Origin of the sequence: Massilia sp. KIM (assembly GCF_002007115.1) — a bacterium.
GTDB lineage: Bacteria > Pseudomonadota > Gammaproteobacteria > Burkholderiales > Burkholderiaceae_D > Telluria.
In genome coordinates this window covers 480,653-495,322 of record NZ_MVAD01000003.1, presented here as the reverse complement: position 1 = coordinate 495,322, position 14,670 = coordinate 480,653, and the positions used below count along the sequence as shown (strand labels likewise).

The window sequence follows — 14,670 nt, the reverse complement described above, 5'->3', positions numbered from 1 at the left end:
GATGAGCTCAGTAGAACGAGGCCTCGCCCGGTGGGCGGGTCTTGAAGCGCTTGTGGGTCCAGAAGTATTCGGCCGGCGCTTCGCGCACGCGGTCTTCGATGAAGGCGTTCATGCGGCGGGTCGCCTCGACCATGTCCTCTCCCGGGTAATTCTCCCACGCCGGATAAAAACGCACACGCCAGCCCTGGTAATTCGGCAAATAGGTCGCGATCACGGGGATCACCTTGGCGCCGGTGGTGGCCGCGATGCGGCCCAGCGCCGTCAGGGTCGCGGCCGGGATGCCGAAGAAGGGCACGAACTCCGCATCCTTCTCGCCGAAGTCCATGTCCGGCAGCATGAAATAGGGGAGGCCGTCGCGCAGCGCGCGCAGGATGGGCTTGATGCCCTCCTTGCGCGTCACCAGGCGCACCGGGCCGTAGCGCTCGCGCCCATGGCGCAGCAGCTTGTCGAAGGCCTCGTTCTTTTGCGGCACGTACATGCTGCAGACCGGGATCACGCGCGAGGCGACGCCGGCCACGTCGAGGCAGACGAAGTGCGGGCACAGCAGGATGGTGGGGCCGGACTCCATCTCGGCCTGGGGCACGGCGGGATCGACCTGGATCATGCTGCGCACCCGCTCCTCCGGCGCCCACCACAGGATCGCGCGCTCGAAGATGCTGCGCGCATAGGCGCGGAAATGCTGGTGGGCGATGCGGCGGCGTTCGCTCTCGGCCAGCTCGGGCATGCACAGGCGCAGGTTGATCAGGGCGATGCGGCGGCGCTTGCCGAGGATCAGGAACATGAGGCTGCCGACCGCTTCGCCGAAGCGGCCGAGGATGGGCAGCGGCAGGAAATGCAGCAGCCACAGGAAACCGAGCAGTAGTCTCATGCCGCGGCCTCGACGTCCGGGCCTGCCACGCCTTCCGGCTGCTTGTAGCGGTTATAGCTCCAGAAGTACTGGGCCGGGGCGCGCGCGATCAGCTGCTCCATCGCGCGGTTGACCGCGGCCGCCTGCTCCTGCGGGCTGCCGGACAGCTCGCCCTCGAAGGGCACGAAGCGCACAATGTAGCCGGCGCCGCGCGGACGGCGCTCGGCGTAGACCAGCAGGATGTCGGCCTTGCCCAGCTGGGCCAGCTTGGCCGGCAGGGTCATGGTATAGGCGTTGCGGCCGAACCAGGGCGCCCACACGCCTTCGCCTTCCTGCGGCACCTGGTCGGGCAGGATGCCGATCGGCTGGCCGCTCTTGAGGGTCTTGGCCAGGATGCGCACGCCGGCCAGGGTGGCGGGCGCCAGGTGCAGGTTGTGGCGCGCGCGGGCGTCTTCGACCAGCGGCTTGAGGGCGCTCTTGCGCGGTGGGCGGTACATGACGGTGAGGGCAGTCTTGAGCGCGATCTGCTGGGCCGTCATTTCGAAGCAGCCGAGGTGTGGCGTCAGGAACACGATGCCGCGTCCGCTGTCCAACCTGCTCTGCACCAGCTCCCAGTTTTCGACGGTCGCGTGGCGCGCCACCCGTTCCGGCCTGGCGCACCAGACGAAGGCCAGCTCGATGGCGGCCTTGCCGGCTTCGCCCACGGCCGCGCGCCAGTGCGCCTCGAAGCCGGCCTGCTTCAGGTTGGCGCGCAGGCGGCGCCGGTAGGAGGGCGAGAGCAGGTACACGAGCCATCCCATTGCCGCCCCGAAGGCGTGTAATATTGGCAATGGAAATATGGAAAGAAAACGGAAAAGGACGACTAACATGCGCTTGATAAGGGTTGAAGGCGGCGTGGGTTTCCACACCAAAATGCACAAGGAGCGTAAAATACCACTTTATGCAGGATCCGCCGAGTTAATAGACAACTTGCGAAGCGGAATATAAATGTCGCTAAAGCGTCGCAGGCACCAGTTGCTGCGGCATTGTATTGAACAGTAATTGGAGCTATTGCATGTCTAACGACTACCTCTTCACGTCCGAGTCGGTCTCCGAAGGCCATCCCGACAAGGTCGCTGACCAGATTTCCGACGCCATCCTCGACGCCATCCTGGAACAGGATCCGCGCGCCCGCGTCGCCGCCGAAACCCTGTGCAACACCGGCTTGGTGGTGCTGGCGGGCGAAATCACGACCCACGCCAATGTCGACTACATCCAGGTCGCGCGCAACACCATCAAGCGCATCGGCTACGACAACACCGATTTCGGCATTGACTACAAGGGTTGCGCGGTCATGGTCTGCTACGACAAGCAGTCGCCGGACATCGCCCAGGGCGTGGACGAAGGCGCGGGCATCGACCTCGACCAGGGCGCGGGCGACCAGGGCCTGATGTTCGGCTATGCCTGCGACGAGACCCCGGAACTGATGCCGGCCGCTATCTATTACTCGCACCGCCTGGTCGAGCGCCAGTCGCAGCTGCGCAAGGATGGCCGCCTGCCCTGGCTGCGCCCGGACGCCAAGTCCCAGGTCACCCTGCGCTACGTCAACGGCCGCCCGGTGGCGGTGGACACCGTGGTGCTCTCGACCCAGCACCATCCGGACGTGAGCCACTCGCAGATCGAGGAAGCGGTCATCGAAGAAATCATCAAGCCCACCCTGCCGCGCGAGTGGCTGGAAGGCACCCGCTACCTGGTCAACCCGACCGGCCGCTTCGTCATCGGCGGTCCGCAGGGCGATTGCGGCCTGACCGGCCGCAAGATCATCGTCGACACCTACGGCGGCGCTGCGCCGCACGGCGGTGGCGCCTTCTCGGGCAAGGACCCGTCCAAGGTCGACCGCTCGGCCGCCTATGCCGCCCGCTACGTGGCCAAGAACGTGGTGGCCGCCGGCCTGGCGCGCCAGTGCCAGGTGCAGGTCAGCTACGCGATCGGCGTGGCGCGTCCGATCAACATCACCGTGTACACCGAAGGCACGGGCGTGATCTCGGACGAGAAGATCGCCCAGCTGGTCATGGAGCACTTCGACCTGCGTCCGAAGGGCATCGTGCAGATGCTCGACCTGCTGCGTCCGATCTACACCAAGACCGCAGCCTACGGTCACTTCGGCCGCGAAGAGCCTGAATTCAGCTGGGAGCGCACCGACAAGGCGGCGCTGCTGCGGGCGGAAGCTGGGTTGGCGTAAGGCAAGCTACGGTAGTGGGCGGACTAGTTCCGTCTGCTCACCGTAACTTGGATCCCGGCCTGCGCCGGGATGACGGTTTTCCGGCTGGTGGCCGAAGTCACCGTCCTGCGACCATCCAACTCCGTTTATAAACGTCATCCCGGCGAAGGCCGGGATCCAAGTTCGCAGCATACCCCCAACGCATCCATCCACCACCAAAGCAGCACCCCCAAGCCCCCCCTTCAGCAAACAACACGACCAGACCCAAGCCGTCCCACCCGTGTTAAACTCACTCTTTCCGAGGAGCGTTGCGACGAAGAGATCCTCTTCGCCAGGCTCGGATATCAGCAACCGCGCTCACGTTACTTTTTTCTAAACATTGAAAGGAGGGCGTGATGAGCGCCGTACTCAAACAATCCCCCGATTACCTCGTCGCCGACATCTCCCTGGCCGCCTGGGGCGAGAAGGAAATCCGCATCGCCGAAACCGAAATGCCGGGCCTGATGGCGATCCGCGACGAATACGCCGCGGCCCAGCCGCTAAAGGGCGCGCGCATCGCCGGTTCCCTGCACATGACCATCCAGACCGCGGTCCTGATCCGCACCCTGGAAGCCCTGGGCGCGCAAGTGCGCTGGGCTTCGTGCAACATCTACTCGACCCAGGACCACGCCGCCGCCGCCATCGCCGCGGTCGGCACCCCGGTGTTCGCGGTCAAGGGCGAGACCCTGGACGAATATTGGGAATACACCCACCGCATCTTCGAATGGCCGGGCGACCAGCACGCCAACATGATCCTCGACGACGGCGGCGACGCCACCCTGCTGCTGCACCTGGGCGTGCGCGCCGAGAAGGACATCTCGGTGCTGGACAAGCCGGGCTCGGAAGAAGAGATCTGCCTGTTCAACGCGATCAAGGGCCGCCTGGCGCGCGATCCGCAGTGGTACTCGAAGCGCCTGCCGGAAATCAAGGGCGTGACCGAGGAAACCACCACCGGCGTGCACCGCCTGTACCAGATGCACCAGGAAGGCAAGCTGGCCTTCCCGGCGATTAACGTCAACGACTCGGTCACCAAGTCGAAGTTCGACAACCTGTACGGCTGCCGCGAATCGCTGGTGGACGGCATCAAGCGCGCCACCGACGTCATGGTCGCCGGCAAGATCGCCGTCGTCGCCGGCTACGGCGACGTCGGCAAGGGTTCGGCCCAGGCCCTGCGCGCCCTGTCGGCCCAGGTCTGGGTGACCGAGATCGATCCGATCTGCGCCCTGCAGGCCGCGATGGAAGGCTACCGCGTCGTGACCATGGACTACGCCGCCGAACACGGCGACATCTTCGTCACCGCCACCGGCAACTACCACGTCATCACCGAGCAGCACATGCTCAAGATGAAGGACCAGGCCATCGTCTGCAACATCGGCCACTTCGACAACGAGATCGAAGTCGCGGCCCTGCGCAAGTACCAGTGGGACAACATCAAGCCCCAGGTCGACCACGTGATCTTCCCGGACGGCAAGCGCATTATCCTGCTGGCCGAAGGCCGCCTGGTGAACCTGGGCTGCGGCACCGGTCACCCATCCTACGTGATGAGCTCCTCGTTCGCGAACCAGACCATCGCCCAGATCGAGCTGTTCACCAATACCGCCGAGTACCCGGTGGGCGTCTACACCCTGCCCAAGAAGCTGGACGAGAAGGTCGCCCGCCTGCAGCTCAAGAAGCTCAACGCGCAGCTGACCACCCTGACCGACGAGCAAGCCGCCTACATCTCGGTGAGCAAGGAAGGTCCGTACAAGCCGGAACACTACCGCTATTGATCAGCGGCTGAGGCGGACCCCGAGGGGCCGATGATTTTTAGTTAGCAGAGAGACCGTCGCCCCGGCGCAGGCCAGGGCCCAGGTTCAGCGTCTTATCAGCTCAGCAGAACTTGGATTCCGGCGTGGCCGACCAGGCCTACGCCGGAATGACGAGCATGCGCTAACTGAAGGCATTCGCCCCGAGGGGCCCGTTTTTTCGACACGAGCCCCTACGAGGTTGATCCGATGCGCCTGCTCATTACCTGGTTGATCAATGCCGTCGCTCTGATGGTCTTGCCCTACCTGATGCATTCCGTCTCCGTCTCCAACTTCACGACCGCTATCATCGCGGCCCTCATCCTCGGGCTGGTCAATACCCTGATCCGCCCGCTGCTGGTCCTGCTGACCCTGCCGGTGACCCTGGTGTCGATGGGCCTGTTCATCCTGGTGATCAACGCCTTCCTGTTCTGGATGGTGGCCTACTTCATCGAAGGCTTCGAAGTGGATGGCTTCTGGTCGGCCTTCCTGGCAGCGATCTTGTACAGCATCATTTCGTGGGCGCTTTCCACCTTGCTCCTCAAAGATAACGATGGAAACTCCTAATTTCAGTATCGAGTTCTTCCCGCCCAAGACGCCTGAAGGCGCGGAAAAACTGCGGGCCACGCGCCAGAAACTGGCCGAGCTGCAGCCCAAGTATTTTTCGGTGACCTTCGGCGCCGGTGGCAGCACCCAGGCCGGCACCCTGCAGACCGTGCTCGAGATCAAGGGTGAAGGCCACGAGGCCGCGCCCCACCTGTCCTGCATCGGCGGCGACCGCGCCTCGATCGGCGCCATCCTCAAGCAGTTCCAGGAACACGGCATTCGCCGCCTGGTGGCGCTGCGCGGCGACCTGCCGAGCGGCTACGGCGGCGCCGGCGAATTCCGCTATGCCAACGAGCTGGTCGAATTCATCCGCCAGGAAACCGGCGACTGGTTCCACATCGAGGTCGCGGCCTATCCCGAGATGCACCCTCAGGCCCGCTCGCCCCAGGACGACCTGCAGAACTTCGCGCGCAAGGTCAAGGCCGGCGCCAACGCCGCCATCACCCAGTACTTCTACAATGCCGACGCCTATTTCACCTTCGTCGACAATGCGCGCAAGCTGGGCGTGGACGTGCCTATCGTGCCGGGCATCATGCCGATCACGAACTATACCCAGCTGATGCGCTTCTCCGACATGTGCGGCGCCGAGATCCCGCGCTGGGTGCGCCTGAAGCTGGCCAGCTTCGGCGACGACTCCGCCTCGATCAAGGCCTTCGGCCTGGACGTGGTGACCGCGCTCGCCGAGCGCCTGCTTGCCGGCGGCGCGCCGGGCCTGCACTTCTACAGCATGAACCAGGCGCTGGCCACCACCGCCATCTGGCAGCGGCTGGTCAAGTAAGCCTCCCTGGCGAGGCCGGCCCCGAGGCCGGCCCCAGTTCGCTTCGGTCAGCACCCGCTCGGTCAGCACCCGCTCGGTCAGCACCCGCTCGGTCAGCACCCAGCCCGCGGCCGTCCTCAGCCCGCTTCGGTCAGCACCCGGTCCAGCGGCACGTCGTGGGCCGCTCCCTCGAAGGCCACGCGCTGGAAGGCGTAGGCGATCCCCAGGGTCAGCGGCCGCGGCGCCGCAGCCAGGGTGCGGTCGTAGAAACCGCCCCCGTAGCCCAGCCGGTAGCCTTGCGCATTGAAGCCCAGGCAGGGCACCAGCAGCGCGGGCGGCCGCTCCACCATGCGCAGCGCGGCCGGCACCGTTACTCCCATGGCGTCGCACACGGTCGGTTCCCCCGGCAGCCATTCGGCGAAGCCGAGCGCCGCGCCGCGCGCCACCACCACCGGCAGCGCCAGCCGTACGCCCGCCTGCGCCAATTCCGCGTAGGCTGGATGCAGATCCGGCTCGCCCGCCAGCGGCCAGTAGACTCCCAGCATGGCAGGCTGCTGCGCGCGCGCCCAGGCCAGCACCTGGGCGCCGATGCGCTGGTCCCAGTCGCGTTTCACGGTCGGATCGAGGGCGCGGCGGCGCGCCTTGAGCGCGGCGCGCATCGCCCCTTTGTCCTGTTGCGGGGAGTCATCAAGTGCTGCGCCCGTGTCTGGCAGGGGGCTGGATGCGCGTGGTATTCTTTGATCGCCGGTCATGGTTTCAATGCAGCGTACTTTGAGAGTGTTGGATGGTTCGATCGAGTTTGACAGCCGGCATCATGCCGACCGCCATGTTCCTGGTCTTGTCTTTGGCCTGGATGCCGCCCGTGCTGGCCCAGGAAGATCCTGAACCGGACGAGACCGCGCCGCCTGCCGCCGCTGCGCCTGCCCCATCGCAGGCGAAGCCTCCAGCGTCTACTGCGCCAGCGCCCGCTGCATCAGCGCCCGCTGCACCCGCGCCCGCTGCACCCGCGCCTGCTGCACCCGCGCCTGCTGCACCCGCGCCTGCTGCACCCGTGAATGTTGCGCCTGCTGTGCCTGCGCCTGCCGCAGCTGCTGCACCTGCGCCGGATGCCCGTACGCAGAACGCCCGCACTCCGGACGCCCGTATTCCGGACGTCCGTATCCCGGCCCCCAGCAACAACGGACCTGTCGTCAATGGCAACGGCCCCGCCAACGGCAGCCCACCGGCGCCGGCCGTCCAGCCGGCCCGCATCCCCGATGCCCGCAGCGAGGACGACAACCTGTTCCTGCAATTGCGCGATGCCGCGCGCCAGAACGATGCCGTGCGCGTCAATACGCTGGCGCCGCGCCTGGCGAACTATCCGCTGGCCTCGCATGTCGACTATTATCGCCTGAGACTGCGTCTGCGCGAGGCCGCACCGGAGGAAGTCCGCGAGGCGCTGCGCCGTCACGAGGGCAGCGCGGCCGCCGACCAGTTGCGCGCCGAATGGCTGCTCGAGCTGGGCCGGCGCCGCGACTTCGCCGCCTTCGAGCAGGAAGCCGGCACGCTCACCCAGAACGGCAGCCTGCAGATCCGCTGCTACGGCCTGCTGGCCCGCGCCAGCCGGGGCGAAGCCGTGGCCCAGGAAGCGCGCGCCCTGCTGGGAAATCCGCCGGCCTACGGCGAAGCCTGCGCCTCTCTCATCGCCCAGCTCGCGCAGAACGGCCAGTTCAGCCAGGCCGACCTGCTGTGGCAGCTGCGCCTGGCGGGCGAGATGAACGCCACCGGTCCGGCGCGCCGCGCCGCCGTGCTGCTGGGCGTCCCGGAAGCGCGCGCCGCCCAGGCGGTCGACGTGCCGGCCGTGGCCATGGCGCGCGGCATCGGCGCCACCCGCGCCGAGCGCGAGATCTACCTGGTGGCGCTGGGCCGCATGGCGCGCACCAGCCTCAAACTGGCGATGGTGGCGCTGGAGAAGAACAGCGACCGGCTCTCGAACGAGGAGCGCGCGATCGGCTGGGCCAACCTGGCCCTGGCCGCGTCCATCGCCCAGGACCAGGAGGCCGGCGATTACTGGCGGCGCGCCAACGGCGTGCCGCTGACGAACGAGCAGATGCAGTGGAAGACCCGCATCGCGCTGCGCAATGGCGACTGGAAGCTGGTGCGCGCCACCATCGAGGCCATGCCGGCCGGGCTCAAGGCCGACCCGGCCTGGGTCTACTGGCTGGGCCGGGCCCACAAGGCCGAGGGCCAGTCCGATGCCGCGCGCGCGCTGTTCGAGCGCATCGCGGCGCAGTCGACTTTCTATGGCCAGCTGGCGCTCGATGAGCTGGGCCGCATGGTCACGGCGCCGCCGCCGGTGGCGCCGGTCACGGTCGCCGAGCTGGCCGAGGCCAGCGCCAATCCGAGCCTGCAGCGCGCGCTGCGCTTCTATGGCTTGCGCCTGCGCGCGGAAGGCAACCGCGAATGGAACTGGGGCTTGCGCGGCATGTCTGAACGTCAGCTGCTGGCCGCCGCCGAGCTGGCGCGCCGTAACGAGCTGCTCGACCGCATGGTCGAGACCTCGCTGCGCACGCGCACCGAACTCGACTACGCCCAGCGCTTCCCGGCGCCCCATCTCGACATCCTGCGCCCCACGGCCCAGGGCCTGGGCCTGGACAAGGCCTGGGTGTACGGCCTGATCCGCCAGGAATCGCGCTTCATCCAGGATGCGCGCTCCGGGGTCGGCGCTTCGGGCCTGATGCAGGTGATGCCGTCCACCGGCAAGTGGGTGGCGGCAAAGATTGGCCTGGACAACTTTGTGCACGACATGCTGAACGACATCCGCACCAACATCACGCTGGGAGCGAACTACATGAACATGGTGCTGCAAAATTTCGACGGCAACGAGATCCTCGCCACCGCCGCCTACAACGCCGGACCGGGCCGCGCGCGCGCCTGGCGCGGCCGCCTCGAGGCGCCGATGGAGGGCGCGATCTTCGTCGAAACCATTCCGTTTTCCGAAACGCGCAGCTATGTGCGCAACGTGCTGGCCAACGCCACCAACTACGCCGCCGTGTTCGATGGCCGGCCGCAGTCGATCCGCACGCGCGTCACCACCGTGAGCCCGCGCGGCGGCAACGGCTCCATCCTGCCCTGAGGCCGCCATGCGCTCCACGAACATCACGGTGATCGGCGCGACCGGCTTCATCGGCTGCCACCTGGTGGCGCGGCTGGCCGAGGAGGGCGCCAATGTGCTGGTGCCGGCGCGCCACTACGAACGCGCCAAGCACCTGGCCCTCCTGCCCGGGGTCGACTTGCGCCTGGCCGACATCCACGACGACGAGGTCCTGCGCAGCCTGGTGCGCGGGCGCGACGCCGTCATCAACCTGGTCGGCATCCTGCACGGCGGCCGCAGCCAGCCCTATGGCGAGGGCTTCCGCCGCCTCCACGTCGAGCTGCCGCGCCGCATCGTCGCCGCCTGCCGCGCCGAGGGCGTGCCGCGCTACCTGCACATGAGCGCCCTGGGCGCGAGCCCGGCGGGCACCTCGGCCTACCAGCGCTCCAAGGGCGACGGCGAGGCCGCCGCCCGCAGCGCGCCCGAGGTCGCGCCCACGATTTTCCGGCCCTCCGTGGTGTTCGGTCCTGGCGACCATTTCCTCACCATGTTCGCCGCCCTCCAGCGCCACCTGCCGCTGGTGCCGCTGGCCGCGCCCACGGCGCGCTTCCAGCCGGTCTACGTGGGCGACGTCGTCGAGGCCTTCGTGCGCGCCCTGAACCAGCCGCGCACGCGCGGCGCCGAGATCGAACTGGGCGGGCCCGCCGTCTTCATCCTGGCCGACCTGGTGCGCCTGGCCGGGCGCTACGCCGGCGTCGAGCGGCCCGTGCTCGGCCTGCCGGACTGGATGGCGCGCCTGCAGGCGACCCTGTTCGAGCTGCTGCCCGGCGAGCCCATCATCAGCCGCGACAACCTCGACTCCATGAAGGTCGACAACGTGGTCGATCCGGCAACGAAAGCCTTGACAGCGGAGACGCTGGGAATCAAGCTCACGTCGGTCGAGGACGCCGCACCGCACTACCTCGTGCCCGCCGACCGCATGGACGCCTTCCGCGCCCGCGCCGGCCGCTAACCAGAACCAAGAAGCCCATGCAGACCATCGAACTCGACCCGACCCTTTCGCACACCCTGGCCCAGGCCCGCCAGCCGGGCCTGACCCTCGTCATCGGCAACAAGAATCTCTCCTCCTGGTCGATGCGGCCCTGGGTCGCGGCGGTCGCGTTCGGCATCCCCTTCACCGAGATCAAGGTCCTGCTCGACCGTCCCGACACCGCCAGCAACATCGCGCACTACTCGCACGCCGGCCGGGTGCCGGTGCTGCTGGCCGGCGAGATGACGATCTGGGACAGCCTGGCCATCATCGAATACCTGGCCGAGCAGTTCCCCGACAAGCACATGTGGCCCCAGGACGTGGCCGCGCGCGCGCTGGCGCGCTCGATCGTGGCCGAGATGCATTCCGGCTTCGCCGAACTGCGCCGCGCCATGCCGATGAACATCCAGGCCCGCCTGCCGGGCCACGGCCGCACCCCGGGCTGCCAGGCCGACATCGGCCGCGTCTGCGAAATATGGGAAGACTGCCTGGCGCGCTTCGGCCACCACCACTTCCTGTTCGGCGAGTTCTCGATCGCCGACGCCTACTACGCGCCGGTGGTCACCCGCTTCAAGACCTACGGGGTGGCCTTGGCGCCTGCCTTGCAGGCCTATTGCGAGCGTGTGCTGGCCCACCCGGCGGTGGCGCGCTGGGTCGACGAGGCCATGCGCGAGGAAGACCCGACCACGCTGCGCGATTCCGATCTGCCGGGCTGAGCCATGCGCAGCTACGTCGTCGGCGGCGCCGTCCGCGACCAGCTGCTGGGCTTGCCGGTCCAGGACCGCGACCACGTGGTGGTCGGCGCCACCCCCGAGCAGATGCTGGCGGCGGGCTTCCGCCCGGTCGGCAAGGATTTCCCGGTCTTCCTCCATCCCGAGACCCAGGAGGAATACGCGCTGGCGCGCACCGAGCGCAAGACCGCCCGGGGTTACCACGGCTTCGCCTTCCACGCCGCGCCCGACGTCACCCTCGAACAGGACCTGGTGCGGCGCGACCTGACCATCAACGCCATGGCGCTGGGTGAGGACGGCGAGCTGGTCGACCCCTATGGCGGCCGCCAGGACCTGCGCGAACGCGTGTTCCGCCACGTCTCCGACGCCTTCGCCGAGGACCCGGTGCGCATCCTGCGCCTGGCGCGCTTCGCCGCGCGCCTGCCCGACTTCAGCGTGGCCGACAGCACCCTGGCCCTGATGCGGCGCATGGTGGAAGAGGGCGAGGCCGACGCCCTGGTGCCCGAGCGCGTGTGGCAGGAACTGGCGCGCGGCCTGATGGAAAAGCGGCCCTCGCGCATGTTCGAGGTGCTGCGGGCCTGCGGCGCCCTGGCGCGCATCCTGCCCGAACTCGATGCCTTGTGGGAGCGTCCTGCGCCTGAAGACGGCGACGCCGGCGAGCGCGTGCTGCGGCTGGTCGACGCCGCCGCCGGCCGCGGCCTCCCGCTCGCGCTGCGCTTCGCCGTCCTGGTGCACGAACTGGGCCCGGGTCTGGCGCCGATCCAGCAGCTCTGCAAGCGCCTGCGCGTGCCCAACGACTGCCGCGACCTGGCATTGATGACCGCGCGCGAGCGCGACATTCTGGCCGTGGGGCGGGCGGCGGATCCGGAGGCCGTGGTCGCCCTGTTCGAGCGCTGCGACGCCTTCCGCAAGCCGGAGCGCTTCGCCGAGATGCTGCTGGCGGCCACCACCATCGCGCAGGCAGGCGGCGCGCAGCAGGACCCCTCCCGTCCCGCCGGCCCGTCCTGCGCGGAGGACGTGCGCCTGCTGCAGGCCCTGGGCGCGGCGCGCGCCGTGAACGCCGGCGAGATCGCCGCGCGCCTGGCCGGGCGGCGCGAACAGATCCCGGAAGCAGTCCGCGCCGCCCGCATCGAGGCCGTGCGCGGCGCGCTGGACCTGGCTTCCTGACCCACGGCGCATAGGAAGAATTCCCGTCGCGCCGCCGTGTTACACACGGTTACACCCTGTGCGCGGCGCTTGCCGCAGTCCTGCTATTCTTCGGTGAGCGATTTTGTTGCAATGGGGGAATAACATGTCTGGCGTGCTGGCGCGGCGCGCAGCGAGCCTGAGTCCGCGTCGCCGCCTGCTGCTGGCCGGGGCGGCGGTGCTGGTCCTGAGCCTGCTGCTGGTCTTCCTGTTCATCCGGACCGAGGCGGTCGATCCGGAGGTGCGCACCCGCGTCACCCTCAACCTGCGCGAGCTGGAAAAGCTTGACGCCGAATGGGACGCCAACATCCTGCGCGCCCACATCGGGCGCGCGCCCGCAGACCCGGCCCTGACCGCCAGCCTGCCGCGCATGCACGACCTGATGGAGCGCCTGGGCGAGGCCTTGCCGCTCACGCCCGGCGCGGAGGCGCCGGCCGCCTACGCCAGCCTGCGGCGCGCGCTGCGCGACAAGGAGCAGCTGGTGACCCAGTTCGCGCGCCACAACCCGCCGCTGCGCGAAGCCCTGCAGCACGTGCCGCCGGCGGTGGCCGACCTCAAGACCGAATTGAGCGGCATCGAAGGCGCGCTGGCGCCGGCTCGCATCGTGGTGCGCCTGGACACCACCCTCAATTCGCTGCTCACCGAGATCCTGCGCTACAACCTGGCGCCGACCCCGGCCCTGGCCACCCACATCGACGAGATCCTGGGCGACGTCGCGGCCCAGCAGATCGCCTTCTCGCCCGCCGTGGTCGAGAAGATGGACGCCCTGATCAAGAGCTGCCGCGTGATCCTGGAAAAGCGTCCGCTGGAAAACCGCCTCGAAGCCCAGATCGCGGCCACGGGCCTGGGCGCCGCCCTCGACCGCCTGGGGCGCGAGTACGACCGCTCATTCGACACCGTGCTGCTGGAACGCCAGCGCTACCGCGGCTACCTGTTCGCCTATTCGGCGGTGCTGCTGGTGCTGCTGGCCTATGCCGGCTGGCGCCTGCGGCGCAGCTACCGCATCATCGGCGAGGTCAATTACCGCCTGCAGGCCGCCAACGAAACCCTGGAGCAGCGCGTGGCCGAGCGCACCGCCGAACTCGAAGCGCAATCCCGGCAGCTCGAGCGCCTGGCCCAGCACGACAGCCTGACCGGCCTGATCAACTACCGCCAGCTTACCCGCCTGCTGGAGCGCGCGCTGGCGCGCAGCGACCGCCGCGACAGCGTGGTGGTGGTGATGTTCATCGACCTGGACGGCTTCAAGGCCGTCAACGACACCTGGGGCCACGCGACCGGCGACTTGGTGCTGCAGATGGTGGCGCGCCGGGTCCAGGACAAGCTGCGCGCCGAGGACGCGCTGGCGCGCCTGGGCGGCGACGAATTCGTGATCATGCTGGAAGAAGTCACCACCCGGGAGGGCGCGCTGCGGGTGGCGCGCCTGGCGCTGGAGCAGATCGAGTCGATCACCGAGGCCGACGGCCATCCGGTCAAGATCTCGGCCAGCATCGGCATCGCCAGCGCGCGCGGCCAGGCCGGCGCGGCGCGCGGCCAGGCGGCCCTGCTGGCCGACGCCGACAAGGCCATGTACGAGGCCAAGCAGTCGGGCAAGGGGACCTTCGTGGTCAGCCCGCAGGCCCAGTGGCTGACGCCGAGCTAGCATTCCCGCAGCGACAGCGCGACAATAAGCGTGGCGAACTGCGGCTAGCGCCGGTTCGGCTAGAATGCCATTTGTTGCAGTGCACAATAAGGGTGCGATCATGTGGGACAATCCGTTGCGCCGCTGGCTGCAGGGCTTGCGCGGCAAGAAGGGCCAGCCCACCGTGCTGGTCAAGGAACTCGCCGAGCGCGACCGCCGGCGCATCCTGCGCCATTTCCTGGCGCTGGACCCCAGCGACCGCCTGCTGCGCTTCGGCAGCATGATCCCGGACGAGCAGATCAAGGCCTATGTGGCGAAGATCGACTTTTCGCGCGACATCGTGTTCGGGGTGCTGAGCAACGTGTTTCAGCTGGTCGGCGTCGGCCACCTGGCCTTCTCCAGCGCCGACTCGAAGGGGCCGCACAAGACCACGACCAAGGAGCGGGTGGCCGAATTCGGCGTGTCGGTCTCGGCATCGGCGCGCGGCCAGGGCGTGGGCACCCGTCTTTTCCAGCGCGCCGCCACCCACTGCCGCAATTCCGACATCGACACCCTCTACATGCAGTGCCTGTCCTCGAACCAGACCATGATGCACATCGCGAAGAAGGCGGGGATGCGGATCAAGCGCGAGTACGGCGAAGCCGACGCCTACCTGCAGTTGCCGCCGCCCAGCCCCGGCAGCGTGATGGCCGAAGCGCTGGAAGAGCAGTTCGCCGTCATCGACTACACCGTCAAGGCCAACGCCCGCGCCGCCGCCAAGTGGTTCTCGCCCAAGAAGTGAGCCGGCCTGTTTAGCGGGG

13 protein-coding genes and 1 riboswitch are annotated in these 14,670 nt (G+C 68.2%); of the genes, 10 read left to right on the top strand and 3 right to left on the bottom strand.

The window, feature by feature from the left end:
* Nucleotides 1–7: 7 nt before the first annotated feature.
* Together B0920_RS22460 and B0920_RS22455 are read right to left on the bottom strand one after the other, a co-directional pair.
* Nucleotides 8–868, bottom strand: a complete 861-nt coding sequence (locus B0920_RS22460) for a lipid A biosynthesis acyltransferase (RefSeq protein ID WP_078034902.1) — start codon at nucleotides 866–868, stop codon at nucleotides 8–10.
* On the bottom strand, nucleotides 865–1,716 hold the full coding sequence (locus B0920_RS22455) for a lysophospholipid acyltransferase family protein (RefSeq protein WP_078034901.1): 852 nt from the start codon (nucleotides 1,714–1,716) through the stop codon (nucleotides 865–867). Before B0920_RS22455 ends, B0920_RS22460 begins: the two co-directional genes overlap by 4 nt.
* A gap of 185 nt (nucleotides 1,717–1,901) precedes the next feature.
* Here B0920_RS22455 and metK point away from each other — a divergent pair, with 185 nt between their 5' ends.
* The 4 genes from metK to metF all read left to right on the top strand — a co-directional run bounded on the left by metK (nucleotide 1,902) and on the right by metF (nucleotide 6,254).
* Nucleotides 1,902–3,068 carry a methionine adenosyltransferase gene (gene metK, locus B0920_RS22450; RefSeq protein ID WP_078034900.1) on the top strand — a complete coding sequence of 389 codons (1,167 nt, stop codon included), beginning with the start codon at nucleotides 1,902–1,904 and terminating at the stop codon, nucleotides 3,066–3,068.
* 273 nt (nucleotides 3,069–3,341) lie between these two features.
* Nucleotides 3,342–3,413: riboswitch (S-adenosyl-L-homocysteine riboswitch) on the top strand.
* Between the two features lie 29 nt (nucleotides 3,414–3,442).
* Nucleotides 3,443–4,855, top strand: coding sequence for an adenosylhomocysteinase (gene ahcY, locus B0920_RS22445; protein ID WP_078034899.1), 1,413 nt, complete (start codon nucleotides 3,443–3,445; stop codon nucleotides 4,853–4,855).
* 225 nt (nucleotides 4,856–5,080) lie between these two features.
* Entirely contained in the window at nucleotides 5,081–5,437 is a 357-nt protein-coding gene (locus tag B0920_RS22440) for a phage holin family protein (RefSeq protein ID WP_078034898.1), read from the top strand.
* Complete coding sequence (gene metF / locus B0920_RS22435; RefSeq protein WP_078034897.1) at nucleotides 5,424–6,254, top strand: methylenetetrahydrofolate reductase [NAD(P)H]; 831 nt, start codon at nucleotides 5,424–5,426, stop codon at nucleotides 6,252–6,254. Before B0920_RS22440 ends, metF begins: the two co-directional genes overlap by 14 nt.
* A gap of 116 nt (nucleotides 6,255–6,370) precedes the next feature.
* Here metF and B0920_RS22430 read toward each other — a convergent pair whose 3' ends face one another.
* Entirely contained in the window at nucleotides 6,371–6,892 is a 522-nt protein-coding gene (locus tag B0920_RS22430) for a 5-formyltetrahydrofolate cyclo-ligase (RefSeq protein WP_229455892.1), read from the bottom strand.
* Between the two features lie 410 nt (nucleotides 6,893–7,302).
* Here B0920_RS22430 and B0920_RS22425 point away from each other — a divergent pair, with 410 nt between their 5' ends.
* The 6 genes from B0920_RS22425 (at nucleotide 7,303) to B0920_RS22400 (ending at nucleotide 14,651) form a co-directional block, all read left to right on the top strand.
* Nucleotides 7,303–9,348, top strand: coding sequence for a lytic transglycosylase domain-containing protein (locus tag B0920_RS22425; RefSeq protein ID WP_229455891.1), 2,046 nt, complete (start codon nucleotides 7,303–7,305; stop codon nucleotides 9,346–9,348).
* Between the two features lie 7 nt (nucleotides 9,349–9,355).
* Nucleotides 9,356–10,318, top strand: a complete 963-nt coding sequence (locus B0920_RS22420) for a complex I NDUFA9 subunit family protein (protein WP_078034895.1) — start codon at nucleotides 9,356–9,358, stop codon at nucleotides 10,316–10,318.
* 17 nt (nucleotides 10,319–10,335) lie between these two features.
* Nucleotides 10,336–11,052 carry a glutathione S-transferase family protein gene (locus tag B0920_RS22415; protein WP_078034894.1) on the top strand — a complete coding sequence of 239 codons (717 nt, stop codon included), beginning with the start codon at nucleotides 10,336–10,338 and terminating at the stop codon, nucleotides 11,050–11,052.
* A gap of 3 nt (nucleotides 11,053–11,055) precedes the next feature.
* Nucleotides 11,056–12,234 (top strand): multifunctional CCA tRNA nucleotidyl transferase/2'3'-cyclic phosphodiesterase/2'nucleotidase/phosphatase, encoded by a 1,179-nt coding sequence (locus B0920_RS22410; protein ID WP_078034893.1) that lies wholly within the window; start codon nucleotides 11,056–11,058, stop codon nucleotides 12,232–12,234.
* 124 nt (nucleotides 12,235–12,358) lie between these two features.
* Nucleotides 12,359–13,891 carry a DAHL domain-containing protein gene (locus B0920_RS22405; RefSeq protein WP_078034892.1) on the top strand — a complete coding sequence of 511 codons (1,533 nt, stop codon included), beginning with the start codon at nucleotides 12,359–12,361 and terminating at the stop codon, nucleotides 13,889–13,891.
* 100 nt (nucleotides 13,892–13,991) lie between these two features.
* Nucleotides 13,992–14,651: a GNAT family N-acetyltransferase gene (locus B0920_RS22400; RefSeq protein WP_078034891.1), complete on the top strand. Its 660-nt coding sequence runs from the start codon at nucleotides 13,992–13,994 to the stop codon at nucleotides 14,649–14,651.
* Nucleotides 14,652–14,670 lie beyond the last annotated feature (19 nt).

Bases quoted from the DNA above. Each gene is read 5' to 3' on its own strand.
- ahcY (WP_078034899.1), top strand. From the start codon at position 3,443: ATGAGCGCCGTACTCAAACAATCCCCCGATTACCTCGTCGCCGACATC.
- metF (WP_078034897.1), top strand. From the start codon at position 5,424: ATGGAAACTCCTAATTTCAGTATCGAGTTCTTCCCGCCCAAGACGCCT.
- B0920_RS22420 (WP_078034895.1), top strand. From the start codon at position 9,356: ATGCGCTCCACGAACATCACGGTGATCGGCGCGACCGGCTTCATCGGC.
- B0920_RS22430 (WP_229455892.1), bottom strand. From the start codon at position 6,892: ATGCGCGCCGCGCTCAAGGCGCGCCGCCGCGCCCTCGATCCGACCGTG.
- B0920_RS22400 (WP_078034891.1), top strand. From the start codon at position 13,992: ATGTGGGACAATCCGTTGCGCCGCTGGCTGCAGGGCTTGCGCGGCAAG.
- B0920_RS22460 (WP_078034902.1), bottom strand. From the start codon at position 868: ATGAGACTACTGCTCGGTTTCCTGTGGCTGCTGCATTTCCTGCCGCTG.
- metK (WP_078034900.1), top strand. From the start codon at position 1,902: ATGTCTAACGACTACCTCTTCACGTCCGAGTCGGTCTCCGAAGGCCAT.
- B0920_RS22455 (WP_078034901.1), bottom strand. From the start codon at position 1,716: ATGTTAGTCGTCCTTTTCCGTTTTCTTTCCATATTTCCATTGCCAATA.
- B0920_RS22405 (WP_078034892.1), top strand. From the start codon at position 12,359: ATGTCTGGCGTGCTGGCGCGGCGCGCAGCGAGCCTGAGTCCGCGTCGC.
- B0920_RS22410 (WP_078034893.1), top strand. From the start codon at position 11,056: ATGCGCAGCTACGTCGTCGGCGGCGCCGTCCGCGACCAGCTGCTGGGC.
- B0920_RS22440 (WP_078034898.1), top strand. From the start codon at position 5,081: ATGCGCCTGCTCATTACCTGGTTGATCAATGCCGTCGCTCTGATGGTC.
- B0920_RS22415 (WP_078034894.1), top strand. From the start codon at position 10,336: ATGCAGACCATCGAACTCGACCCGACCCTTTCGCACACCCTGGCCCAG.